The sequence below is a fragment of the Candidatus Saccharibacteria bacterium genome, assembly GCA_016700375.1.
In the GTDB taxonomy this organism is placed as follows: Bacteria; Patescibacteriota; Saccharimonadia; order Saccharimonadales; family UBA4665; genus JAGXIT01.
In genome coordinates, this window is the sequence record CP065016.1 from 1,215,019 (window position 1) to 1,241,190 (window position 26,172).

The 26,172-nt window shown below is 46.5% G+C and carries 20 protein-coding genes; 8 read left to right on the plus strand and 12 right to left on the minus strand.

All coding sequences use genetic code 11. The annotated features are described in order from the left end of the window. Positions 1-16 precede the first annotated feature (16 nt). Genes asd through IPP75_06290 form a run of 3 tightly spaced genes read right to left on the minus strand, consistent with a single transcriptional unit; the run spans position 17 to position 3,578 of the window. Entirely contained in the window at positions 17-1,120 is a 1,104-nt protein-coding gene (gene asd / locus IPP75_06280) for an aspartate-semialdehyde dehydrogenase (protein ID QQS69481.1), read from the minus strand. Beyond that, the gene (locus tag IPP75_06285; protein ID QQS69482.1) at positions 1,120-2,529 is read right to left on the minus strand and encodes an aspartate kinase; all 1,410 of its coding nucleotides are present in this window, start codon (positions 2,527-2,529) and stop codon (positions 1,120-1,122) included. Before IPP75_06285 ends, asd begins: the two co-directional genes overlap by 1 nt. Further along, positions 2,526-3,578 carry a hypothetical protein gene (locus tag IPP75_06290; protein QQS69483.1) on the minus strand — a complete coding sequence of 351 codons (1,053 nt, stop codon included), beginning with the start codon at positions 3,576-3,578 and terminating at the stop codon, positions 2,526-2,528. Before IPP75_06290 ends, IPP75_06285 begins: the two co-directional genes overlap by 4 nt. A 117-nt stretch (positions 3,579-3,695) precedes the next feature. Here IPP75_06290 and IPP75_06295 point away from each other — a divergent pair, with 117 nt between their 5' ends. Beyond that, entirely contained in the window at positions 3,696-4,169 is a 474-nt protein-coding gene (locus IPP75_06295; GenBank protein ID QQS69484.1) for a response regulator transcription factor, read from the plus strand. A gap of 1,230 nt (positions 4,170-5,399) precedes the next feature. Here IPP75_06295 and IPP75_06300 read toward each other — a convergent pair. From IPP75_06300 to IPP75_06340, 9 genes are read right to left on the minus strand one after another with little or no spacing between them, the layout of a single operon-like run. Continuing rightward, the gene (locus IPP75_06300; protein ID QQS69485.1) at positions 5,400-5,807 is read right to left on the minus strand and encodes a hypothetical protein; all 408 of its coding nucleotides are present in this window, start codon (positions 5,805-5,807) and stop codon (positions 5,400-5,402) included. Next, positions 5,808-7,451, minus strand: coding sequence for a hypothetical protein (locus IPP75_06305; GenBank protein QQS69486.1), 1,644 nt, complete (start codon positions 7,449-7,451; stop codon positions 5,808-5,810). It lies immediately after the preceding gene. Positions 7,452-7,453: 2 nt separating this feature from the next. Further along, on the minus strand, positions 7,454-7,771 hold the full coding sequence (locus tag IPP75_06310) for a hypothetical protein (GenBank protein ID QQS69487.1): 318 nt from the start codon (positions 7,769-7,771) through the stop codon (positions 7,454-7,456). After that, positions 7,768-9,243 carry a DUF2779 domain-containing protein gene (locus IPP75_06315; protein ID QQS69488.1) on the minus strand — a complete coding sequence of 492 codons (1,476 nt, stop codon included), beginning with the start codon at positions 9,241-9,243 and terminating at the stop codon, positions 7,768-7,770. The genes IPP75_06310 and IPP75_06315 overlap by 4 nt, the downstream gene beginning before the upstream one ends. Positions 9,244-9,246: 3 nt before the next feature. Beyond that, a complete protein-coding gene (locus tag IPP75_06320) occupies positions 9,247-9,684 on the minus strand; it encodes a hypothetical protein (protein QQS69489.1) in 438 nt (145 codons plus the stop codon). Beyond that, complete coding sequence (locus tag IPP75_06325; GenBank protein QQS69490.1) at positions 9,685-11,877, minus strand: DUF262 domain-containing protein; 2,193 nt, start codon at positions 11,875-11,877, stop codon at positions 9,685-9,687. It lies immediately after the preceding gene. Then, a complete protein-coding gene (locus IPP75_06330; protein ID QQS69491.1) occupies positions 11,870-13,033 on the minus strand; it encodes a GIY-YIG nuclease family protein in 1,164 nt (387 codons plus the stop codon). Before IPP75_06330 ends, IPP75_06325 begins: the two co-directional genes overlap by 8 nt. Beyond that, positions 13,033-15,003, minus strand: coding sequence for an ATP-dependent helicase (locus IPP75_06335; protein QQS69492.1), 1,971 nt, complete (start codon positions 15,001-15,003; stop codon positions 13,033-13,035). The genes IPP75_06330 and IPP75_06335 overlap by 1 nt, the downstream gene beginning before the upstream one ends. Continuing rightward, positions 15,000-17,825, minus strand: a complete 2,826-nt coding sequence (locus IPP75_06340) for a class I SAM-dependent DNA methyltransferase (GenBank protein QQS69493.1) — start codon at positions 17,823-17,825, stop codon at positions 15,000-15,002. Before IPP75_06340 ends, IPP75_06335 begins: the two co-directional genes overlap by 4 nt. 320 nt (positions 17,826-18,145) lie before the next feature. Between IPP75_06340 and IPP75_06345 the strand changes: the two genes are divergently transcribed. From IPP75_06345 to IPP75_06375, 7 genes are read left to right on the plus strand one after another with little or no spacing between them, the layout of a single operon-like run. Continuing rightward, a complete protein-coding gene (locus IPP75_06345) occupies positions 18,146-18,490 on the plus strand; it encodes a TrbC/VirB2 family protein (protein QQS69494.1) in 345 nt (114 codons plus the stop codon). Positions 18,491-18,509: 19 nt separating this feature from the next. Further along, complete coding sequence (locus IPP75_06350; GenBank protein ID QQS69495.1) at positions 18,510-19,991, plus strand: hypothetical protein; 1,482 nt, start codon at positions 18,510-18,512, stop codon at positions 19,989-19,991. After that, a complete protein-coding gene (locus IPP75_06355) occupies positions 19,988-20,497 on the plus strand; it encodes a PrgI family protein (protein ID QQS69496.1) in 510 nt (169 codons plus the stop codon). Before IPP75_06350 ends, IPP75_06355 begins: the two co-directional genes overlap by 4 nt. Continuing rightward, positions 20,469-21,128 carry a TraC family protein gene (locus IPP75_06360; GenBank protein ID QQS69497.1) on the plus strand — a complete coding sequence of 220 codons (660 nt, stop codon included), beginning with the start codon at positions 20,469-20,471 and terminating at the stop codon, positions 21,126-21,128. Before IPP75_06355 ends, IPP75_06360 begins: the two co-directional genes overlap by 29 nt. Next, positions 21,100-22,878, plus strand: coding sequence for an ATP-binding protein (locus tag IPP75_06365; protein ID QQS69498.1), 1,779 nt, complete (start codon positions 21,100-21,102; stop codon positions 22,876-22,878). Before IPP75_06360 ends, IPP75_06365 begins: the two co-directional genes overlap by 29 nt. Then, positions 22,875-23,486, plus strand: coding sequence for a CHAP domain-containing protein (locus IPP75_06370; GenBank protein ID QQS69499.1), 612 nt, complete (start codon positions 22,875-22,877; stop codon positions 23,484-23,486). Before IPP75_06365 ends, IPP75_06370 begins: the two co-directional genes overlap by 4 nt. Beyond that, the gene (locus IPP75_06375) at positions 23,423-26,041 is read left to right on the plus strand and encodes an ATP-binding protein (protein QQS69500.1); all 2,619 of its coding nucleotides are present in this window, start codon (positions 23,423-23,425) and stop codon (positions 26,039-26,041) included. Before IPP75_06370 ends, IPP75_06375 begins: the two co-directional genes overlap by 64 nt. Positions 26,042-26,172: the final 131 nt, after the last annotated feature.

The following is a 26,172-nucleotide window of genomic DNA, read 5'->3' on the forward strand; positions in this document are numbered from 1 at the left end:
CCCGAATTTATTTCGGTTATGAAGCGGAGGGGTTAGCCCCTCCTATAATGTAACCTTTCGCGGCGAGGAGTTCGGCCATGAGAATGGCGCCGCCTGCGGCACCGCGGACGGTGTTGTGTGCGAGGGTTATGAATGTCCACTCGTGCTCACCAAGCTGGCGCAAACGTCCCATGCTTACGCCCATGCCGTTTGCGTAGTCACGGTCTAAGCCAGTCTGTGGCCGATTATCTTCCTCAAAGTACTGAATAAGCTGCGATGGAGCTGACGGTAGGTCGAGCTCTTGCAGCGGATTTCCAAACGCAGCAACTGCCGAGATAATAGCCTCCCGAGTAGGGGCTTTCTGGAATGAAACCCGAAGTGAAGCCATGTGGCCGTCAGTTACGGGAACACGAATACAGGTAGCAGTGATGGTCGGGCTTGTGGCGGGTATGACTGTACCATCTTTTGCTTCGCCCCAAATTTTGGTTGGCTCTTTTTCACTCTTTTCTTCTTCGCCGCCAATGAAGGGGATGACATTGTCAACCATCTCTGGCCAGGTTTCAAACGTTTTACCGGCACCAGATATAGCCTGCAGGCTGGTGACATCTACGCTGACAGGCTCAAATTCTTTCAGCGCCGTTAGAACGGACACATATGACTGAATAGAGCAGTTTGGCTTGACAGCAATGAGTCCGGTGGTCCACCCGCGGTTTTTACGCTGGGCATCCACTAGTGCTACATGATCAAAATTAACCTCCGGCATTATCATTGGCACATCGGGCGTCCATCGGTGGGCGGAGTTGTTTGATATAACGGCAACTCCCGCGCTAGCATAAGCTTCTTCTAAACGGCGGATGTCTTCTTTTTCCATGTCGAGGGCGCAAAAGGCAACGTCAACGCTGGCCGCAATTGTCTGCAGGTCGTCTTCCACCGAAAGCACGGTTAGATTTGCAATGGCCGTCGGGATATCCGTGGGCATAGCCCATCTGCCCGCTACGGCATCGGCATACGATTTTCCGGCAGAACGGGGTGAGGCGGCAACGGTAGTCACCGTAAACCACGGGTGGTTTTCAAGCAGTGCAATAAAACGCTGCCCGACCATGCCGGTGGCGCCGAGTACGGCAGCCTTGTATGTGTTCATCACTTTTTTCCTTTCGTGTTGTACAGCGCATCGTGGATGCACTGCAATGCTTTTGCATCTTCGGTACTTTCGACCACGATGGTAATATTTAGCTCCGAGGAACCTTGGGCAATGGCAATTACATTAACATTGCCATTGCCAAGTGCGGTGAATATTTTGCCCGCCATACCAACGTGCTGGCGCATGCCCGTGCCGACCACCGCTATGAGTGAGACGCCACCATGGTACTCAACAAAATCAATCCGCTTCGCACGTACTTCACTGGCAAAAGCTTGTCGCAACACCCGGGTAGCCACCTGACCAGCGGCCTTTTCTACTACTATGGTGATATTGTTTTCAGACGATGCCTGCGATATGAATAGCACGTTGACTTTTGCGGCAGCCATCGTGTCGAACACGCGCGACGCGGTGCCAAAAACGCCGCGCATACCTTTGCCCTGAATGGTTATCATGGCAAGGTCTTTCATGAGGGTAAGTGCTTTAGCGCCCTTGGCGGCCGCATCCCCATTAGGAGTAATTTGCGTACCAGGGTGCTCAGGGTTCATGGTGTTTTTTATAACAATAGGTATACCCAGCTCGGCCGTGGGAATCATGGTGCGTGGGTGAATAACTTTGGCCCCAAAATAGGAAAGCTCCGAGGCTTCTTCGTACGACATTCGCTCTATGGTACGCGCGGCCGGCACAACGCGTGGGTCACTGGTCATGACACCGTTCACATCGGTCCATATCCAGACTTCGTCGGCGTCAAGGCAGTAGCCAAGGATTGTTCCTGAAAAATCCGAGCCGCCGCGACCGAGTGTGGTGGTTACACCGTCACGCGTGGCGCCAATGAAGCCGGTTACTACTGGCACAGTACCTTTTTGGACTAATGGCATGAGTAATTTTTGTGCTTTTTTCTTAGAAATGGTCAGGAGCGGCTGTGCGTCATTGAATGTATCGTCTGTCACTAGAAAGTCGGTGGCATTTACCGCGACGGCCGGTACGCCCTGGGCGTTCAGCGCGGCAGCAACTAGGTGTATGGAAAGCCGCTCGCCAAATGACAAAATAAGGTCGCGTCCCCGCGGGGTGAGCTCGCCCAGTGACGTCACGCTTTTCAGAATATTTCCCAGAATAGCAATCTTGCTGTCAATAATTTCGCGTAAATCGGCCTCAGCGGTTGGTTCGAGCTGTAGGCCGGTGATGGCGGTGTCGTGCACGGCTTTTACGGCAGCAAGTTTTTTCGCAATTACACGTTTCCTATTGCCGGTGGTGGCGAGTCGCGCCATTTCCTCGAGCTGATTGGTTATTTGCGTCATGGCAGAGGTCACTACCACTGGCTGGCTTTTTTGGTAGCCTTTCACGAGCTGTGCGACATCGCTGATACGCTCGGCGCTGCCGACAGATGTGCCGCCAAATTTCATTACTATCATGCAGATTGCTCCAAGCGGGAGAGTCGCACGTAATCGTCAATCATGGCGTTGACGGTTGGTTCAACACCAGCACCGGGTCCCGTCACGCTGTAAACACCGTCACTATTGTTTGGTCCGAGCCCAACCACCAATCCGTTCCCGGCCTGGGTAAGCGGCGCAAAACTTGCAAACAACGGGTTTGCCGTGAGCGGGCGGAAGCCAGCAACGAGTCGCCAGCCGTCGATTGTGACATCAAACCCACCGAGCCGTTTTCCTGGGTCTGCCGAGCTACCGGTAGGGTAGAACGAGGCAATGAAACGGTGTGGCTCGCTAGCACCAACGGCAGCGTTAATATCTTCGTCGGACAGTGAAAACGCCAGCATCTCGGGAGTGACGGTGGTATTGCCCAGCCCGAGTGTATTAAATATGATGGACATTTTCTTTGGTATGTCGCCCTCGGCTTCGCCGCGTAAAACTGCTTGCGGCGAGTCGGCGCCTGGTTCAGCGTAACCGGCCTTCACCGCATGCTCCACCGCAGCTTCAAGTGCAATATCACTCCCATTGGCAGGGGCAACCTCACTCATGATGGCGGTCATTGTGCCGTTTAGAACGGCGTGCATTTCAGTTATATTTGCTTGGTCTATATTGTACTGCTCGGCCACACGCAGCATACGCGTGCCGCCGCCCACCGTCGTCGTGATGCCAAACCGGGTGAAATCTACAGAGGCCGTTTTGAGCTCCCGGAAGAAATGCGAGAGCGCACCCTTTTCAGCAGTGACCGCCATTTTGCCTTTTGCTAAGATAGTCGATACATAGCCGTAGGCTAACGTGCCATCGCCGCCGGAAGGAATGGCTAGGAACATAACATCGGGAATGTTTGCATCGGCAAACTGTGTGGCACTGTCTATTTTGCCACTAGCATCTGTAATGCCGTTTACTTCTACTATCATGCGCGGTTTTTGCTCCAGACCGAGCCGGCTCGCGACATGCTGCTGCCCAATCTGCCGTTCGAGCTCACGACCAATGTTCCCGCGCCCAATGAGTCCCCATGTTTTTACGCTATCTGCCATATAAATCTCCTCTATAGTAAATAGTATAACGTAAACTTTCGTGACAAAAACAAGCAGGTGGCAACATTTTTTTGATGAAAGTAGTAAATGGGGCAATGGTGTACTACAATCAAGTATATGAATCCATCAAACGACTCCAAGAAAATCATCATTGTCGAAGATAACACTGCGCTTGCAGAAATATACAAAACCCGTCTAGAGCTACTCGGCTATACCTGTTTTGTGGCCTACAATGGCATAACTGGCCTCTATTTTATCCAAAAAGAAATTCCAGACTTGGTCCTGCTTGACCTGATGATTCCTGATATATCTGGTGGCCAGCTACTTGCTACCATGCGGGGAACCGACTGGGGAAAGAATATTCCAGTATATGTTATCTCTAATCTTAATGAAACGGAGGCGCCCAAAGACCTCCGCGACCTGGGCATTTCTGGGTATTCGGTGAAGGCCATGATGACCGAAGATACCGTAGACCGAATAGTAAATGGCATCTTGCGCCCAGATATGCAGCAGGAACCCATCTCTGCGCCAGACACCCCGCCTGCCGGTGCCACGCTAGCCGACGTGCCGTTCCACGAAGCACCGCAGTAGTAAGTAGTAAGTAGTAAGTAGTAAGTAGTAAGTAGTAAGTAGTAAGTAGTAAGTAGTAAGTAGTAAGTAGTAAGTAGTAAGTAGTAAGTAGTAAGTAGTAAGTAGTAAGTAGTAAGTAGTAAGTAGTAAGTAGTAAGTAGTAAGTAGTCGCGCCGAAAAGGCGCATTTTTTATGCTTAAGCTACTCGTAAAACATACTATACCACATGTTTTTTTGACGATTAACAGAGGTAAAATTTCATGTTATATAAATCACAACGGCAAAATCTAAAAGTTTGATTGCATAGAAAAAATGTATGATATAATAAGTACTAGCAGTTTGAGATGAATCTTGCGAGACAGCTCAATCTGCCGTGGTTGTGATGTGAAGTTTTGGGAAGTATAAAAAAGCCAGCGTACTGCTGGTTTTTGTGTTTTATATACTGCATGGAGCGTTCAGTTATGACGTGATGTATTTGCGTTCGAGTCCTGCTTTGCTCAAGCATACAAATAGAGCCTACCTTACGGCACTTTATTTGTATGGCTGGGGATGAGGGATAGCGCTTCCCTCGGCTACGCCTCGTCGCTTCTCCGTTCTCTGCGCTCACATACGCCGAACCTCGTTCTATAATCCCCCACTTCAAGCATACAAAAAGACCCGGGCGAAGCCGAGTCTTTTTGTATGGCTGGGCATCAAGAACGATTATAGAACTTTGATAGGGGTAGATAGTTTAGATATCATCGAAAAAGAAGAGGACGATGATAGTGAGGAGAATAGCGATGTTTAGGCTATTCTCACGCACAACTGACACGCAAGGGCTATGTAGTTCTCGTCTCTTCAACAACGAGTCGTTTTACAAGTCTTTTACTAGCGACTTACGGTACGCGAAACAACGTGTCCATATTGAGAGTCCGTTCATCACAAAAAGGCGCATTGATGAGTTGCTACCGGTCTTTGAGGGACTACGGCGCAGGGGCATAGCAGTTACAGTTAACACTCGATGCCCTGACGAGCATGACGGAGAATATGTCAGGCAGGCTTCCGACGGCATTCAGGCAATGCAGGAGCTGGGGGTAAAGGTGCTTTATACCGTAAAGCACCACCGCAAGCTAGCAGTGATTGATGATGTTCTGTGGGAGGGCAGCTTAAATATACTCTCACAAAATGATAGCTGCGAGATCATGAGGCGTATCGTATCGGCAATACTTACTGAGGAGATGCTACGATTTACAGGAGCTAATAAATACGTATCTACTTATTGAGAAAGACTTGAGCTAGCTTTTCGAGCATATCAGGGTCTTTATGGAGGTCAACCATGATGAAGTTTTGAACTGCCTCATGTTTCTCAAGTACATTGAGTTCGTTAGGCCAAAGATCGTCATCAAACCATAGAAAATCTTGCTCAAAGTCGATTGCATCGGTCTTGAGTTCATTCCACTCCGACGGCTTCACCTTGTCTAGCAAGATGACAGTTTCGGGATTGAGATGGGGAGCGAGTATTTCTTTTGCCCTGTTTTCACCTTTCCAGTTGTGAGTAGTCAGCCAATATGTTGAGTCGGGGTACTTCTCCAAAACAGCATGCAAAAACTCGTCGGCATGACGCGCCGCTTCTTTGTCATTTGCTAGGAGTACTCCGTCGATATCAAGATAAATGTTCATTTAATTTCCTCCCGTCACACTAGGCGGTACGCCTGTTTTGTACGAAACGTATAAAGCAATAATAGCAACTATAAGTGATAAAGCCGATACCGCAAGCGCCCATCGGCCTGTTTTTATGTCGGTTCCCGTTGCGCCGAGCTGTGATATGGTCGTGAGGATATCCCTATAATCACTATCTAGCTTTGATAATCTCTTGAAAGTTTCATCATTGCGATCCATGACATCATTGAAGAAATCAATAGGCTTTTTCTCTTCGGGCTTCAACTTTGCAGTGAAGATCGGCGCAGGGGTCATTACGAAGTTAGCGCCCTCAAACCATCGTTTGTGCCGACGAAGATTGGCAACATCTTGTCGGATACTAGCAAGCGTGAGACTTGAATCGAGGACAATGCCACTTAAACTGTTTACGCTGCCCACCTTAAACTTTTTGTGCTGAAGTTGAGCGCCATCACGCAATTTTGCATATTGTGCTTCGAGAACTAAGAGTAATTGAGATATAGCTAGAAGTACAAGTGTCGGGCCGACGCGTTCTTCTGCAATGTATGAGACAGCGTGATTAGCGTCACCGCCAAAACCCTTGAAGTTCTCAGTCGATTTAACTATCTTACCTCTATTAACGATAAGTCCCCATGTACGTTCCGGGTCTATAACTGACTCAGAGAGCCTACTAGCTTGAGCTAGCAACATGTCGGGAATCTCTGGCGCAGTTATCCTATAAAAATCTGAGCCGTCGATACCCAGCGCCCGAAGCGCATCATGAACATCATTGTCAGTTCTTTTCGTGCTTTTGCTGACCGGATTATATTTTTCCGTCATCATTACATCCATCGAGAGCTGTTTCTCGCCATGCATAGCGAAGTACCCAGGACAATACTTAGTCATCCAATCTCTAGCTAGACTATGGAGGTCATCTCGGGTCTTCTGAGTTGCTTTATATGTAGCGAATTGCCGATCTACGGGATGCAATTTGCTAAACGCGCCCATTGTTTTTGAGCGTTCCATATACGGCTCATGGTCAGCATGCCAGACATCATCAAGCTTTTTAGAGTGCGCATCGTTGAAATTAACACGCGCGACAACTGCGGTCAGGCCTGATCCCACTTGGATAGCCTTAAGTTGTATCCATTCAATGCCGTCAGGCAGCTTCGTGCGATGGGCATCAGGTACATAATATCCCTCTGTATTAACTATATCTGCCAATCGCCACCAAGACATACCGTTACGTGATCGTGCCTGCGCAAGACGTTCACTATTAGTTTCTCTGGTTGCCGTTCGGGTACGTTCGTTCCACTTGTTCTTCCTAATGTATTTCTCAAGTGTAGCGGCTTCGTTTGGTGTAAACAACTCCACGACAATGACGGAAGCTACAGTAACATGCTCATCCTTGGGTATATGTACATTGTGATAATGGTCAACCTTATTCCACGATTTCAACCGGTCAAGTTCGTTAATCTGTATGAGATTATTTACCCCCTGCAAGGCAAGCGTGCGTATGGGCGCAGGAGTTACTTTCTTGTGCTTGATAAGCCACCATAATACTTTGTATGCGGTATCGTAGTGCCATCTCCAACCATGACCAATCTCAGGCACTTCATCAAAAGCCTCTTTTACAAACGAATGTTCTTTGGGCTTTTTAGTAGCCATGCCTACTTTACAGTCTTACCGTCTCGGACAGCTTCGAGTAATTCTCGGTGACGAAGTTCATTCCGTTTGTTTTTTCGTGCGCCGCGCCGCCATAGCCGCCAAGGAATGAAAAGAATGCCAAACAGTACATACATAATAAAGTACCAACACGCCACAAACATCCATGCACAAGCGATCAACATGAGGGCAATCGGCACGAGCAATAGCCACTTTATCCAGACGTTACCTGAATTAGTTATTTTCCATATACGTTGAGCCGATCCCGAAAAAGAGAATGGCGCTGATACTACTATTTTTTCTGATGTTAACTTTTCACTCATAGCTTCCTCAAAACATTAAATATTTCAACCATCGCCAATGTATCCAGCTTGCAATATTCCAACAGATCAGCGAACAGCACCTCTTTATCTATTGAATCCTTACCATCAATCACGCCTTGCATCCAAAGCCTCTGAGCGGATGCGCCCTCATGAATACCCAGTCCAGCGTAAGAGAGTGTTGGTACAAGAACGGGCAAAACTTTTTTGATACTAGCACTACCGTAAAAGTCCTTATCCACGTACCAAAGTTTCGAGAATGGGAGCATGAGATCATTCATCCGATCATTAACATTGAGTAAGAAGTCTTTTAGTTCTGGTACTTCTTCGGCTAGAGTTTTATTGCAACTTTTCTCGAAGCCCATGTTCCATGCCAGAACCGTGCCCGTATCGCCAATATGGCTGCGTAGAGCCCCAGCGATATCTTTGCATGGGTTCGTGCCCTCACGGTGCAGGTACTCTTCGTGTCGTAGCTCAGAATCAGGAGAATCAAGTATGTGTAGTGAATACTGGAATGGAACTTGTTGGTATGGGCGCATGCCCTCAAATGGAGGCACGATACCGGCGAGTGTTTCATAATCAAGGAAGTAGAGCGGGTATTCAAACGACCTTAGTAAGTCTTGGATTGGTTCATGGGTGATGAGCTGCTGATTAAGTTTTGCGGCAGTAGTTTGTTTATGCTGTTTTGGCGATAGCTTGAAGTCATCTGGGATATCGGCAATTTTTTCAATACCGGCATCTTCAAGTGCTTTTACTTTTGCCGCATTGAGGCCGCAGAGATAATAAATACTGTCATTGGGCGGATTCGTGAGGCTTCTGTAGATTGATAGCCAATCCCCAAACGAACTACCGGCCGCAAGAACCGGCGATAGGTCGGGTATATCTGGTGATTGCATGACTTCAAGTGCTTCCTGAGCGTGCAGTTTTGTGGCTTCACTCAATGCATTCACTTCTGAGGTTACGTCAGTGATCGTACAGAACTCCTCAGGGTTGATGTTACCGTGACGTGTGTATTCATTGTTGACGTGGACCACATTGATGTTCCGCACGGTAAAGCCAGATTCACGAAGTACATGAGCCTGAAATGCAAGGTCGGTTGCATGTTCAGGTTTCGCTTTAGTGCTGGATTTAATCTCGTATAGATCGAATGTCTTGTCGCCAACTACATGCACGACATCACATATACAGGTTAATTGCCCAGCAATAAAGCGAGCTTGGTAAATAGTCTTTGCGCCGCCAAGTAGTGCTTCCATGGTTTGTTCGGGCAATGCTAAGTAGCTGGCGTAGTCACTAAAGCCTAGTCGCACGCCATCATCAAATAATTTTTCTGCGTAGCCCTCGAATAAGTTACCGGCGTCAAAGGTCGCCTGGGTATTGTCGTCAATATGGGGCAGCTTATCTTTGTCGTGCTTTTTGAGCCACAACCAAGCCGGATGTGCGAGGTAGAGCATATAATCCGACTTAGATAGCAGCATAGTCTATTTGCCTCTTAACCCTACGAGCGTATTGATTAGCCTTGGAAACTCACCCGATTCAAATGCACCTACTAATGCGCCATCTGAAAAGCGATCATTGCGAATTACTGCCGTTAGTAACTTAAGAGTTGTAGGTACGTCTAGGGCATCATACTTCGATTCATCACTATTCTTATACCAGTCGCGGCCCTCATCCCATTCTGACCACTTAAAATTAACGATAAACTCATTACCGTAAAAGAATGCGACGAACTCGCTTATAAGAGGATCGGATACCCAGTATGGCATTTGTATAACGCCATTTTCGTCAGTCTCACCACCCTGAGTCTTGCCCCAACTACCCTCATGGGACTGGACGCGATTGTTGATATCAACAAATTGCTCCCAAGTCTCATCACTGAGTTCCGAAAATGCTTTTACCGATTCTTCTGTTGCGTCCATTTATTCATCCTCCTCATCAGTCGTCTTTTTGGCAGTGAGTTCGGCTTTGATATCATCATGTGCGAGATTGAACGTACTTCCAAGTGCAGCAATAAGCCGCCGTTTGCTGTTTGTGTTTGTTCCGGTGTCGATGAAGTACCCAGTGTCTAATATCTCGGCGCTGTTATAGAACGCGCTGGCATCCTGTCGGATAAAGCGCGAAAGATATTCATCCTCAGTTACCATCTCGATAAAGTCGGGATTTCGGCTGTAAATAGCTTCTGCGATAGCGTCCAGCGCCTCGGCCCAAGTTGTCACCGAACTCTCTTCGCCGAATACTTCGACCGAACGGATACCTGCGCCTTTCAGATCCATTTCATCGAGCAAGTATATCGTGGTGTCTTCTTCTACCGGCTGGAAAGCGGTTACAGGGAGTGGCCATACTTTTTTGAGACTGGTAACCCACCAATTCTGACGCTCCTTGAGAGTATCTTCGTTCCAGGTATCGTGTTTCGCAATCCATTCATTGAGTGGTAATTTGCTATCAGCGAAGCCGACTTTTCGCACTTCTCCCGTTTTCTTATCCTTGACCTCAAGATTCATTTTGTCGAGATATGGACGGTTAGAATACTCAGAGTTATAGCCAGTTAGCGTGAGGTTGGCTAGTGTATGGAGATAATCACGGTGAATGCGCTCAAAGTCATCACCGAGCATAGCCTGCCAGTCTTTGCTTGCCAGCGTCTGGGGCATGACATGCTCAATTGAGAGTTTTAGCTTGCCATCGGAAATCTGATGCAGCGTATGGACGGCCTCTTTTGATGATTCCTCGGCAGCAGTGAGAACATAGACGAGGAATGAGTTTCGCTGGTAGTACGCCTCGCGCGAGCGAATCGCGTTTTCATACTCTGCGTCGTCTGGCATGCGCGTTTGACCGATACGGTTAAGCAGAATATATCGAAGTACCTCTACGTAATCTGCGTCGGGGCTTGTCTTCTGGTAGCTTAATACATCTTTGTGAAGCGATGCCAAGAAGCGGTCTACGCTCGTAGTATCTATGCCGCTCACGATACGACGCGAGAAGTACGTTTCGATGAGCTTAAAGACATCCTCAAGCTGTAAATCGGTAAGTTCACCAGCCGCATGATGGCGCAACACATTCATGGCGAACGGAATATACAAATCAATCTGCAAGTAGCGCATCTTGAAGATGGTTTCACTAATGCCTTTGTACTTTGGCTCAAACTCGCTCGTGTCAATCAGCTTCAGGAGCTTGTAAAATCCAAGTGACTCGACGATATCGCTATAGAATACGTCAATCTTGTCTTCTTCTTGTGCTTCACCGACATGCTTATCAAACTGCTTCTTGAACTCCGGGTAGACGGCATCCAATCGTACAATAGCTTGGCGCTTCGAGATTATGTAGCTACGGAAGAAATCAGTAATATGGTCTTTGTTAGAGTCCACCAGCGATTCTTCGATAATTGACCAGTACTTTTCATAAACTTGGTTGCGGAGCTGATCATTGCTAAGCATGAGTGCAAAGTTACGAATTTTGTCACCATCTGTCAAAGGCTTGCCGGTCGAGTTAATGCTCTCGAAGACGCGCTGAGGGTTGTCGTCGTTGCCGTTGAGAGTGATGGAAATAACCTCAAACATACGCAAGCCGTCAATGTACTTATCAAGGCCGGTACGCGCCTGGAAGTACTTGCGGAATGTCGAGTAGACCTGATAGATATTGCTCACGCGTTCGCGAGGTTCGAGGCGCGATTCTTCGCCATCTTTATCAAAAATATGTTGCAAAATCTGGTTGTCAGTTGTGACGGTACGGAGCTTGACTTTGTTCTTGTCAATATTCGCGTTGAAGAGATAACGATCGCGGATAAGTTCTGGTGTCGTCTCTGGGTTTTCAATCAGCGATGGATCTTTTTTGACGAGGTGATAAATTGCCGTTACCATCAAAAGCGACGTCGTGACGCGCTGTTGACCGTCAATAATAGCTACTGAATAGCTGCTGGCGGTGTCTTCGACAAGCACAACCGTACCGAAATAATGGTTTCTCCGCTTAGCAACACTCTCTTCGAGATCAATCAGAAACTCATTCGCATTGTTTGTTTGCCATGCATAGGGTCGTTGGAAGTTCGGTATCTCATAGTATGTCTCTGAGGCGTTGAGAATCTTCTGGATATTAGTCTGTGCCGAAATCATATTATTCATCCTCCTTGTTCGGCACAATCGCCTGTAAATCTTTGTCATAGTGAAAATCTACGATATCGCCGTTCTGTAGCATGTTGACTGCCTGCTCAATGGCAAGCAGTGGCACTGAGTACCACTCACTCGGCGTATAGTCACGTCCGTCTTTGTCGATAATCGTCAGGTCTACTTTTGCATCGGCAAATATTCGATGAATAAAATGTTCTACTTTTTGAGGATTATAGTCTCCAGTCAGTACATAGCTATCGACGACTTCTACGCCAGACATCAAGTATGTTGGGTCTTTTTCTGCATCTTTAATACGATCAGCCACAGTGGTAGTTGCGAATCCAATCTTGTGTAGATTCTTGATATTTTGCACTTGTGGACTATCGCTCAGTGAACGTAAAACGTAAATGTAGCCCACAATAGTATCAGTGTCACTTAGCTCTTCGTATACGGATTCATCTGCTATCGGTACAATCTCATATCCATCTTCGTATAGACGCATAGAAAGTGATCGCCGGTACATATTTGATTCAGTGCCATTTTCGTATATGATTCTAAACCGTTCTTTGTTCCGGTCGTATACCCATTTCTTCTCACCGGCATCAATGATGCGAAGCATCTGGCCAGCATGCACATAGTACGCCCCCATATGTAGTTGATTGACTGACACGTAACGACGGAGCTTTAGCTTGCCCTCTGCGAGAAGTTGCTGTTGTTCGACAAATCCAGGTTTATACTCCTGAAAATCTGCTGCGTGTTTGCGGTCGGCTCGTTCTTTAACGGGTCGCGGCTTGGACAGTACTTTACTGACTTTTAGGATGTCGTCGCCATCGCTACTAAATAATCCATATGTATCATCAGAAAATAGTTCGTCTATTGATTCTGGCGCTTCAAGTTCTTCGAGCAGTCCAAGACTATCGACGGGCTTGAGCGCTTCAACCTTGTCTTTATTTGTTTTTATCGAGTTCAAACGAGCCGCTAATGATGCCTCGCTAATATCGGTTGCATTGATATCGGGCAAGCGATCATTGATTTCTACAAACTCGGTGATCTGTTTGAATGATGAGGTCAGTCGATCATCGGCAGTAATAGGCTTGGCTTTTTCCTGCGCAGTAAATAGACCCTCGTTATCTGTATCGAATAGATTTATTAACTCATCAGAAAAGTCCATTATGCCTGCTTTTCTTTCTCTCTAAGCCATGCTGCTTTACGAGCAGTCAGGTATGCTTGCGCCTGAGCAAGTAACTTCTCATTTTTATCAGGGCTATTGATTGCTGGGTACTTGCCGTCATGAGCCACGACGAATGCTTTGATCTGTGGCACGAGGGCAAGGGCATCTTCGTCTGACATGTCGATACGTGAGCCTGCTATCGTGTCTTGGATGACGCGGAATACATCAGCGCCAACGCGCTTCGAGATGACTTCAAATGCGTGCTGGAATGGGTTTATAGAATCAATCAGGTCGATACTGAGTTCGTCAAGGTTCACAAAACTATTGGCGAGCGTGATAAACTTTTTGTCGCCATCTTCGGTAATCTTAGCAGTCTTAAATGCAAGATTACTTGCTAGGTACTGTCGGGTTACTTCGACTTCTTCCTCGTTAAGTCCAGGTAGACGTTCACGAATGATTTTAGACTGTAAGTGCTTCATGTAGTCACCAGTATGGCCATTTGCCGCTGCACGCTGAATCTGTGTATCTTGCAGTACGGCTGCCGTTAGGTCTTCGAGTTCGGTGGCAAGAATATGTTTAACCTTTTCTGATGGTGGTTTTTTGAGGCCTTTAACAAATACTTCACCAGCCTTTGCTTTTTGGTCGGGTGATGTACGTGGCGTGAATGTAAAGTTAGGCGCTAGTACTTGTTCCATCAAGAGAGAGGCGGTGATCGCCTTGAGCATGTTATTGACTGAAACTTGTATGTCGTCACTTGTGCCATTTGGCTGCACGATTAGATTTGTAAACTGCGCGTGAGACTTGTTGTAGCTATCACGAGTACAGCGGCCAATGATCTGCACGATCTCCGTCAGGCTTGCCCTGTAGCCTATAGTTAGCGCCTGTTCACAGTAGGGCCAGTCAAAGCCCTCCTTTGCCATACCGAGTGCGATAATGATGTCTACGCCAGCAATATCGTTTTTAGCAACGTCACTGAGGTACTGGGTGATCTTAGCCCTATGCAACGGGTCATCCTCTACGAGATTGGCGACTTTTACACGACGACCATCTGGCGTTTCTATGATTTCTACACCGGTCTCGCTGTCTTGTTCTATCCATGTCCCAATAAGGTCAAAAATGCGCGTAACTTCTTCGTGCTTACCAACTTGAGTCGATTCTTTTGAGTTGACGTTTGGAATGTGAATAATTGTCTTTTTATTCGTATCTAGCACAGCATCTAGTGCGCCGTCATCGAGATAACTACCAGTGTAGAAGTGATAGCCAATACCAAGCGTCTTGAGGTATGTATACCCATTGAGCTGTTCGTAATAGGTATAGGTTACTTTATCGAACTCTGATTCGTCTTCTGGCGTAAGGATTGGAATGGCATCGCCACGGAAGTATGAGCCGGTCATAGCAATAATCTGAATGTTAGTGCCGTTCATGACACGGTGCAGCAGTTCACCCAATCGGCTGTTTTCGCTAACAGACACATGGTGGAACTCGTCGATAGCCAGAACGGTATCATTAAACAACTCCATAGGGAGTTCTTCGGCCTCAAATGCAAAACGTAGGGTTGCATGAGTACAGACAAGTATCTTGTCATCGGACTTCATGAAGCTTGTAAATGATTTCACTTTTGATTTGTCGTCGCCAGTACCGAGGCAGAGATTGTTGCGATCTTCTACTTCCCAGTCTGCGAAAAAGCCTGCTTCTGTCAGATTTGTGTTACCGAATGATGAACCGATAGATTTTTCTGGTACGGCAACGATGACTTTTTTCTTGCCTTGGTTGATAAGTTTATCGAGGCCGACATACATAAGGGCACGAGACTTACCCGATGCTGGTGGCGCTTTGATGAGTAGATGATTGCTGTTGCGCTTATCAAATGCGCGGCGCTGCATTTCGCGCATTCCCATTTCATCAGTCTTGGTACTTTCGCCAGTCTGTTCATAGGTTACATCAATAATGTTCAGGGTTTCGTCGTTCATTTTGTTTTCTCCTTTTCAGTAGCGGTCATTTGTTCAAATAGTGCGAATAGATCGGCGAGTCGTTCTTCGTCATTACCGTATGGTCTTGGTCGATATAGTTTATCTACCGCAAGATCAAGTTCATGATGAGCCTGTCGCAAATCTTCCGGCATCTTGATTGGATCGTACATTTCGGCAAGAGTTTTTTCGCTATGGTTTTCACGAACAAGAAGCACATTGCGTGCAGCAGAAGTGAGCATCTGCTTTTGTGGCTCAGTTAGTGGCGGTACAGGATAGTTAGCATAAACAATTGCAGAAGAGTATCGTAGCCGATCTTCAAGTTTCCCAGCAACGGAACGAATCCATGCCATGTGCATGCGAGAAGATATGATTCCAAATAGCCAAATAGGAGCATCATATACTATATTCGCAGCATTTGAGGCTACAGTGTTGCCGTCTAAGAACCCAATTGGTATGTATTCACGACGTTCCGACGAAACACTAGGTATGATAATTGCTTGACCATTTTTATGTGCTCGCTGACGGAATCGATGTGGGTATTTAGCATACTCAACCGTTGAGGGTGTATCTTTGCGACTAGCCCTAAACTCTGCGACATTCGCAATCATTTCGGCAATAGGAGGAATCGTTTTTGCTTCATCAGCATCCGCATCGCTAATCCATAAACAGTACCTAGTTTTGCCATTGATGTAATCGCCCGAACCAGTGAACCCTTTAATGAACTTGGCAGCATCAGGATATTCAGAAATTATCTTCTCTCTCTTTTCTTCATCGAATATCAAGAATCCACCATCTGTTGGCTTACTCCCCATTACGCAGTCAGGTAGTCCACTGATTGACTTGGCCCGACGAGTAAAGAATATCGAGTCTGAACCGGCAGTAAGATACGCGCTAATACTAGGTACTTCTGTACGAACAAGATTGTCGTAGATAAACTTCTTAGCCTTACTTGTTGAACGTAAATTGATAACGACAACTGTTACACCGGCTACATTGCGAGCGCCGTTTGTCCATTTGAATGAAGTATAGGCAAAGCCTATCTCTACATTCTTGTCGAAGACGTATGGCCACAATAAGGCCACTTGTTCGCCCTGGCAAATAGAGTTTGTTGATACGAATGCGAGCTGTGCTTTAGAATCCTGTATATAGTCTGCACCTATCTTGAACCATGCAGCAATGAGGTCGAGATTCTTGTAGTTCTTAAAACTCTTGAATACGTGCGTCATGTCTCGCTTTTGGTCTGCATCTTGCAAGCTAGAGCCAAGATATGGAGGGTTGCCGATTAAGTAAATCTCATCCCAATACTTTTGCTTTAGGTCTTCGTCAGAGATTAAAGCTTCTTGTTCGTTTTCGACTTCGATATCGAGGAGGTATTGCTGATCTGGCTGAGTATTATCTATGACGTGTTCGATATTTGGACAAACTTCTCGCCAGTCAATTTGCATAGAGTTACCCTGTACGATTTTTGCGTTATCCTTGAGCGGGATCAGGATAATTTCTTTACCAAAGTGCTGCTCAAACTCGATGTTCATCTGGTGTTTAGCAAGGTATAGCGAAAGAATGGCAATCTCATGTGCGAAATCGTCAATCTCTATTCCATAAAAGTTATCGAGCTTGATCTTTGATTCAAGCTTGCCAGATAGCATCGCACGCTGGTAGTCGCTGCTAAACAGACGGTCGATAATACCATGCTCGATTTTGCGCAGTTCTTTGTAGGCAATAATCAGGAAATTACCAGAACCACAGGCAGGGTCGAACACCTTGATTTTGCTAATCCGCGACCATATGTTATTGAGCTTATTTGGATTGTCGTAATACTTGTCGAACTCTTCGCGTAGCTCATCGAGGAATAGAGGTTCGATAGTCCGCATGATGTTTGGCACGCTGGTATAGTGCATGCCGTTAGTCGCGCGGTGCTCTTCGTCAACGATACTTTGGAACATAGAACCGAAAATATCTGGGTTAATCGTTGACCAGTCCAAGTTTCCGCAATCAAGCATAAGTTTTCGAGCTTGCGCATTAAACTTCGGGATGGCGATACTGTGCTTCTTGGTGTCGAAAATCGTACCGTTGACGTACGGGAACTTTGAATAAGGGCTAGTGAAGCTCGACTTATCGTCAGTATCTAAAGCATCAAATAGTGTATTGAGGAAAACGTCCAGGTCGCTACCGTCTGTCTGTGTATAGTCCTTGATGGAGCTGGTAAAGATGGTCTTTTCATCTTTACTAAAGACCTTTGTATCTTCTGCAAAGAAACAAAACAACAACCTTGAAAAGAATACGTTGAGGTCGTGTCTGAATGTATTTTTTGGATCGGTAAGCTTTTCCTGATTGACCTTTTCTATCTCAGCATAGAGGTCTTTCATCTTATCGGCAGCGCGACGATCGGCCACTGCTTCTGTCTTTTCGCTTGTAACTTCATCGCCAGTCCAACCGTAGAAGAAATCTACGTTGCGGTCGATATCACGAAGTTTTATGTCTAGGGTTGTGTCTTTTTTCGTATCTTTGGCTACAAGCTGGTCATAATCAGTTGCTATGAGATAACGAGGGTTATATCGGACCACAAGAGGGTCTTGATCGAGCGAATCAACAACAGATAGTAAGTTGCCATTCGGGACGTGTTTGAAGTAGACAACTCCACGCTGCAATACGTCATTTTCTTTGTCAGTAGCTAGGTTGAGCGCACCACTACGAAGCTTTGTGATCGCCGAAGCAGAACGACCATATGCGGCCAATAGTTCAAATATAACATCGAGGCTATATGACTCCCGATTGGCAATTTCTGTTACATTTCTTTGGGCATCAGCAAAAGTCAGTCGCATTAAATTAAATCTTCCCCTGTATACAGACAGTAATCATTGTTTAATATTATACCGTATTTTGTGTAATTAGTAATACCAATTAGCGTTTGACTTTACATAAATCCTTGCTATTCTAGGAAAATCCATTCGGAACGAAAAACGTCTCCGACATTGCTCCCTTATACGGTCATGATGTGGTAATCAGTTGTAGAATTAACTACACCATTGACAGAAGTAGAAAAAGCTTGTGTTTTCGCTGAAAATGTTTATGCTAAACAAGCTATGACACGTTTCGTGATATATTCAAATCACAATATTTTATATATTCACGGAGGGTTATAATGATCAGAAGTTCCACGGAAATAAAAATAGTAGGGCTTATTGTGGCCGTCGGAGCGCCAATTGTACTTGCTGCTCCAGCGTTTGCCGCAGGGGGTGACGTTGCGCAAGTCGAGAGCTTCATACGCAATGTCATTAAAGTTATCGCAGGTTTAGCTGGTCTTGTCGCGACCGGCTTTTTTGTTGCTGGCGGTTTCACCTACATTACTAGCTCGGGCAATCCTGAGCAGCTCGACAAAGCAAAGCGTACATTGACATGGTCGGCTATTGGCCTCGCTATTGTCATCGCAGCGTTCGTCATAAGCAATATCGTTACGACACTGGCCACCCAATCATTCGGAGGGTAGCTAGGATATGTTTTGGGGTATGGGTGACGTCCTGGCGACGAGTTTAACGCTGTTTGCTGATACGTCCGGTGCTGTAACGGCCATGCAAAATTACGTTGCACCGACGATACAAACACTTGCTGCACTTGCTTCGATAGCTTGCGTGTTCTTTATTGTAAACGCTGGCTACCTTTACATGACAAGCAGCGGCAAGCCAGAGCAAATGGATCACGCTAAGCATGTTCTGAAAAATGCACTCTTAGGATTGCTGATTGTTCTGGCCGCCGCAACCCTTGTTTCAATACTGTCGAATGCTTACGGATCGCCGCACGATGTTAATAACGCGACCTTGCCAAACCTACAGTCAATCCCTCCAAACGACGTAGGTAATGGACTGATAGATATTCTGATTAAGGCAGTTACGGGCTTCCTCAACAACATCATACAGGCAGTCGCAACGCCATTCCTGGATGCGCTCAACTTCTTCACGAAGTCAACGCCTCTAATGGCAGAGAATCAAAGTGTTTTCAACTTCTGGCTGGCAATGGTTGGTATATCCGACGTGCTGTTCGTCGTGATTATCGCGCTCTTGGGCTTCCATGTCATGAGTGCTTCGACATTCGGATTCGATGAGATCGAGTTCAAGCATCTTCTCCCCCGTGTTGCGTTAGTTTTCTTGCTCATGAATACGTCCATATTCTTTATTGATGGAATCATTGAGTTATCGAACGCGCTCATAACTGCGGTAGGCAAAGTGTCTGGCGCATCATCAGTCTGGGACACTCTAACATCTGTCGTAAAAGAGGCAGGGGGTCAAGGATTGGCAGCGCTAATCATGATGATGGCGTTTATTGTCTTCTCGGTCATCCTGCTCGTGTACTATGTCGGACGTTTAGTGACACTATTCATCGGTGCAGTCTTGTCTCCACTGGTGACACTACTCTGGCTTGTACCTGGCTTCCGGGATTTTGCAGAGACAGCATTCAAAACGTACCTCTCAACCATCTTTGTACTATTCGTACATGTCGTCATTCTTCAGCTATCCGCATCACTGTTCACCGGTATGGCGGCAAGTAGCGGTAATGATGTACCAGACACGCTCATGGCCATGGTCGTTGGGCTGGCTACCGTCATGGCCCTACTGAAAACTCAGAGTGTCATGATGCAATTCAGCTACGTCAGCATGGGAGCGCGAAACATGCGAAAGCTAGGCGGTCAGTTTATCAATGGCGTAAGCTACATGACCGGCAAAGGCAAAGCCGCCGCCAGCACCGTTCGCTCAAAGACTGACAGTGCTAAAAAGGCTCGTGCAATGTCAAGCGTAGAGTCGCGAGCTGTTCGCACTGGTAAAACCCAAAGTGTCAGCTACTCGAACAAGAAAGGTAACGCAGAAATTACCCATACCGCAACACCAAATCCAAAAGGGACACCAAAATCCACTGGCACGACCTATGAAGCTCCGGCAGTCAAAGTCACCAGAATCAACCACCCTAAAAACAATAGCAAGGACAAAATAGGATGAAAGTAACAGTCGTACCAGCTCAGGTTACAACCGTAGAAGATCGAATTATTGGTAATCTTGGCTTCTCTCAGATGCTCTTGATGATTATCCCTGTATTTGTAAGTGCGGCACTGTTCGCCCTCCTCCCTCCGTTTATGGGGAGCGCTCTGTATAAATATCTCATCATGGGCATATTGGCGCTCGTCTGCTGCATCCTTGCGATACGCATAAAAGGAAGAATCCTCGCCTCGTGGCTCGTAACAATATCTCGCTATAATGTCCGGCCGAAGTATTATCTCTTTAACAAAAATGTGTTGACCCTACGACAAGATTATCCAGTCGTCTCTGAGGTAAAAGAGGAAGATAAAACGACTGCCAAAAGCAAAGAACGAATTGCATTACCTCGTCTGAATACCCCCGATACCGCAAGAATCCTCGCAACCATTGAAAATCCTGCCGCAAGAGTTCGTTTTGAAACCACAAAGAAAGGAGGCCTAAATGTTCGCCTTACAGAAATCGAAGAGTAAAACCAGTTCACGTAATCAGATCGCGATCAAAGGTGTACGCGATGGTGTACTTATGCTGCCAAATAACGAGTACCGTGCAATTCTGCAAGTCTCATCGCTTAATTTTGAATTGCGCAGCGAAGAGGAGCAAGACGCAATCATCGACATATATGAGAGTTTTCTAAACTCCGTCGGATCATCCCTCCAGATACTAATACGTACTCGTGAAATTGATATGGATAAGTACCTTGAAGACCTGACAGAACGACTAGACGACGAGACTGAGGAAATCTACCGCTCTCAGTTGATTAATTACGACGAGTTCATTAGATCGCTCATCACAAACAACAAGATTCTCACCCGACACTTCTATGTCATTGTTCCGTACAGGCCGAATGGTAAAGCGGATTTTGAGCTTATCGAAGAACAACTAAACATTAAGCTCGACATTGTGGCCAAAGGTATGACGCGACTCGGTATGCACACTAATCAACTGGATAGTCTTGAGGTGCTTGATTTGTTCTATAGCTTCTATAGTCCAACTCAGGCAAAGATACAGCCGCTAACCGAACAGGCATTGCAGTTGATACATACCGCACTTGTTGAGAAAGGAGAAGAAACCCATGCCCGTAAAACTCGAAAAACTAAATAAGCTCAGTCATAAAGTTGTTGACCCTATTATGACGCCAATTAAGAAGCGTCAGCAAGCACGGATTGACCGCCAGAAAGAGCTAACTATTGCTTTTGGCGAACAGGATGCAATCGACACGCTGTCATACGCAGGACTTGAAGAAAACGTTGATTATCTTTGTATCGACGGCGTATATATTCGCACTCTCTACATATCGGGATATCCTTTTGTCGCGAACTCTGGCTGGATGGACAGCCTCATCAATTTCAACCACAACTCGGATATCAGCTACCATTTACATGAAGTGAGCGCATTATCGGCATTGCCGAAATTGCATCGTAAGATCACTGAGCTTGAATCTACTAAACGTGCCATGATGCGTGCTGGGAAGATCGTCGGCTCGGAGATTACTGATCCGCTAGAATCTGCGATGGAGCTACGTGACAAAATCCAACGTGGCCAAGAAAAGCTATTCCAAATGGCAATCTATGTCAGTATTCGGGCCGAGAGTCTAGAGGAGCTAGATAAGACGACACAGCTACTCGAAGCTACAATGTCAGCACGGTTGTTCTATTCAAAAGTCGCACGCTATCAGCAGCTCGAAGCGTTGCAATCTATCTTGCCTCGTGGCGAAGATCAACTTGGTCAGAAACGAAACCTGGACAGTAGTTCGGCCGCCTTGACATTCCCATTCATGTCTTCGGAGCTTGTACAGGAATCTGGTATTTTGTACGGAGTCAATAAATCAAACAACTCACTCGTTATCCTCGATCGGTTTAGTCTGCATAATGCGAATAGTATTGTGTTCGCTCAGTCCGGTTCAGGCAAGAGCTACACGACAAAAGTGGAGATTTTACGCCAGCTCATGCAAGGTACTAAAGTCATCGTCATCGACCCGGAGCGTGAATACAAACGACTTACTGAATCCGTCAAAGGCACGTACATCAAGCTATCTGCCAAGAGCAAGCAAAAGATCAATCCGTTTGATTTGGCGACGACGTTTCATAAGATTAGCGACCTGTCTGAACATGCCCAAGACCTTACTGAAGTAATTAGTCTGATGGCCGAGGGATTATCCTCCCGCGAGAAAGCCTCAGTTGATAAAGCAATCCTCAAAATCTACAAGAAAGCCAAGAAGCAGCAGCCCCTTCTTGAAGACTTGTACGCGGAGTTGCAGTCTCTCGGACAGCTAAAACTCTGCGAACGACTCGAGAGGTATATATCAGGCTCACTAGCGGATGTATTTAACGCACAGACAAACATCAAGCTTGATAATCGACTCGTGATTTTCGACATCAAGGATTTGCCTGAAAGTTTGCGTCAGATCATGATGCTCATCATCAGCAACTTCGTGAAGAATCAGGTCATGGCCGCTCCAGAAAAGCGTCTGTTGATAATAGACGAGGGTTGGATGCTCCTGGAACACGAAGAGTCAGCTCGGTTTGTTGCCGGTCTAGTTCGTCGCGCACGTAAGTACTATCTTGGTGTGTCTATCATTTCGCAGCAAGCAAATGACTTCCTGCGCAGTGATTATGGCCGTGCCATTGCATCACAGTCTGCACTGCGTATTCTGATGCGTCAGGATACAACCACGATTAAAAATGTTGTCTCAGAGTTTAACCTGAGTGAGTACGAACAAAGCTTTCTGCTTACTTGCGAACGAGGTGATGCACTTATCATTGCCGATCAGAACCACGTAGCCGTCAAGGTGGTGGCATCTGACAAAGAACATCCTCTCATCACCACTAACCCTGCGGAGCTGTACTCGTGAATCCAGCCGTAGTGCTATTTGGTGTCGCTGGATATAATCCGAAGCGCACTATATCACTCGTGCTTGCAACCCTTGTCGTCATATTGTCATTGCCATTCATGGCCGTCATGTCGATGGGTACAGATGTCCTGAGCTTTTTATCTGGCACACCAGATGCAAAAGCTGCCGAGACTCAAGGTTTCTATATGGGTGGCCCTGTTCCTGGAGATACCTACGAATGGGGCAACTGTACCTATTGGTCATTCGCGATGCGGCTTTGGGCTGGTACTCCGATACCTACAACCTGGGGTAATGCGAATACATGGGATGATCGCGCTCGTGCCGATGGCTATGAAGTTAACCACACGCCAGCCGTAAATGCCGTTTTCCAGACTGATGAGGGCGATTGGGGTCACGTTGCCTATGTCATTAAAGTCGATGACAAAACTGGAGACTGGACGATATCAGAGATGAACGCACCGCATCTGAATGTAGTTTCGCAGCGGACGTTCTCGAAAGATTCGGCGCAGTATTATAGCTTTATACACGGCAAGAAAGGAGAGCCATGGACACCAAAGCCTATCTTGAATCCATCGTTGAACATTGGCAGCCCATCGTTGTCGTTCTAGCGGCTATCGTCGTTACGTTCTTCGTGGTTATCTTTGTACGCGCACTTTTCAACCGTCGTCATCTCCTACGCCGCGATATGGTTTGGCTTGAGATTACGCCACCGGCCAGTATTGCAAAAACACCAGAGGCTACTGAACAACTCTTTTCTGTAATCCACGGTGCTCGTGCCGCTAGGCAGCTCAAGGAGAAACTGTACAATCGTGCGCCAGTGATGAGTTTTGAGATTGTATCGACGCGCAAAGACGGTATTCGCTATTTGCTACAGGTTGAGAAAACACGCTCGAAAAACATACAAAAGACGATCACATCGTATATTCCGGATTCCAAGGTTAAAGAAGTTACTCGTGACATAGGTGACGTCGATAAGGTCATCGACTTTAAGGAAACTGGACACTATGTTCTACCCCTTACATTGACCTCTGTGATCGAACAACACGACCCTTTGTCATACGTCACAGGTGCGATGACAAAGCTAAACGACGACGAAGAAATTACTCTACAAATCGTCGCTACACCGGTCAGGCTACGTGAAGCCGATATACTTTCACATAAGATTCTCGGCAACGAAAATATCTTGCAGCAAGTGAGCGGTAAACAGCTAACCATACTCGGACGTTTTACAAACATTTTTGGCAAAGCTTCATCGGGACTTACCGATCTAGCTGGTGAAGTGTATATGGGTACGACATTTGGTCATAAAGAGTACTACAGTTCTAAATCGCGCACAGTGCAGCAGCAAGCGCGAGTAACCACACACGACAGACCATCACGAACACTAAGCGCCTTTGAACTGGAACTCATGGAAACAATGCACCAAAAAGTGACACGTCCACTTTTTCAAGTCAGCTTGAGAGTTTTGGTCAAAAGCCCAGAGGCAAAACAACACATCTCAGCACTAAGATCGGCACTTGATGGCTATAGCGTTCCGCCTTATCAATCGCTCAAAGCAAAAATGTCTCTGCCTATTCTCGATACAATCCGACAAAAAGCTGCTGCAAACCGGTTGCCGACGTTTTCGCGTCGTGCCTCGCTGATTCTTGCATCAACTGAGCTAGCGAGCCTCTACCACTTCCCGTCGAGCCAGGTTAGCAAAACAGACAATCTCATCACATCACTTAGTCGCACACTGCCTGCGCCGGTGTCGCTAAAGTCCGGCAAGAAACTGGCAATCAAGATTGGTGAAAACCATCATCACGAGACTATTACTCCAATCGGCTTGACGGAAGCAGAGCGCGAACGACATATGTATATTATCGGTGGTACGGGCAACGGTAAAACAACCATGCTGTTTTATGAAATCCTGCAAGATATTCGCGCTGGCAATGGCCTCGCGGTCATTGATCCGCACGGTGACTTAGCAGAGAGGATTTTGCGCTATATCCCTGAGGATCGCGTAAAGGACGTGATATACATGAATCCTGACGACCTCATGTACCCAATTGGCATGAATCTATTGGAGCTATCGCCTGATCTTACGGGGGATGACTTGCTGCGCGAGAAAGACCTTATCACAGAAGCCACGATATCTGTATTACGTAAGATATTCTCCGATGATGACTCTGGCGGCCATCGCATTGAATACGTGCTGCGAAATGCGATTCAGACTGCTTTAACGCTCGAAGAGCCGACACTTTTCACTATCTTTGAATTACTGAATGACGCAAAGTTCAGGCGCAAGGTAGTGAAAGGCCTTGAGGACAAAAACTTGAAAGACTTTTGGAGCAATGAGATTGGCAAAGCCGGTGATATGCAGAAAGTTAAGATGGCGGCTGGCATCACGGCCAAAATCGGTCGCTTCCTATTCTCGGCTTCAGCACGCCGGATGCTTGAACAGCCAAAATCAACTATCAACTTTGAAGATGTCCTTGCTGGCAAAAAGATATTGATCTGCAACTTCTCAAAGGGCTTGCTCGGTGAAGACACGTCAGCACTTTTCGGCACGACAGTACTCGCAAAGATACAAACAGCGGCCTTGCGCCGTGCCCGTATCGGCCAAAGTGATCGCTCGCCATACTATCTCTATGTTGACGAGTTTCAAAACTTCGCTACAACTGGGTTTGTGCAAATGCTATCAGAGGCTCGCAAGTACAAGCTATTCCTGACGATGGCAGAACAGTCTACTTCACAGCAAGACGAGCAGCGCCTTGTCGACATCATACTTGCGAATGTGGGTACGGTCGTATGTTTCCGATCTGGTAGTCCAGCGGACGAACGCCTCGTCTTACCACTTTTCATGCCATTCATTGACCAGGGTGAAATAGCCAATCTGCCAGCGTATTCGTACTACGTCCGAATCTCAGCCGTAAATGCGCAAGAACCTATGTCCGGCATAACTATTGTTGTTGAGGAGAATGGTAGTGGGTCTACTGCCGAACAAGTCCTTAAATCCTCAAGAGAACTTTATGCAAAGAGGATTGAAGTAGAGGCAGAAGTAGCAACAATCGAGCCAGAACCAAAACCTATTAAAAAGCCGAGTGCAAAGCGTAAACCAAAGACAAATCACGCGACCAAAAAAGCCAGTGATGAATTATCGGAGATGAAGCCGGTCGCATAATTAGGGTCACATAGATCAAGCTATTGCTTATTTTCTTATTTCGTGCTATAATAGTCATCGAACCTTAACAGTTTAGCACTCCCTACTGAGAACGGCGTTTTGTATACAAATCTTGCATGTAATACGCCGTT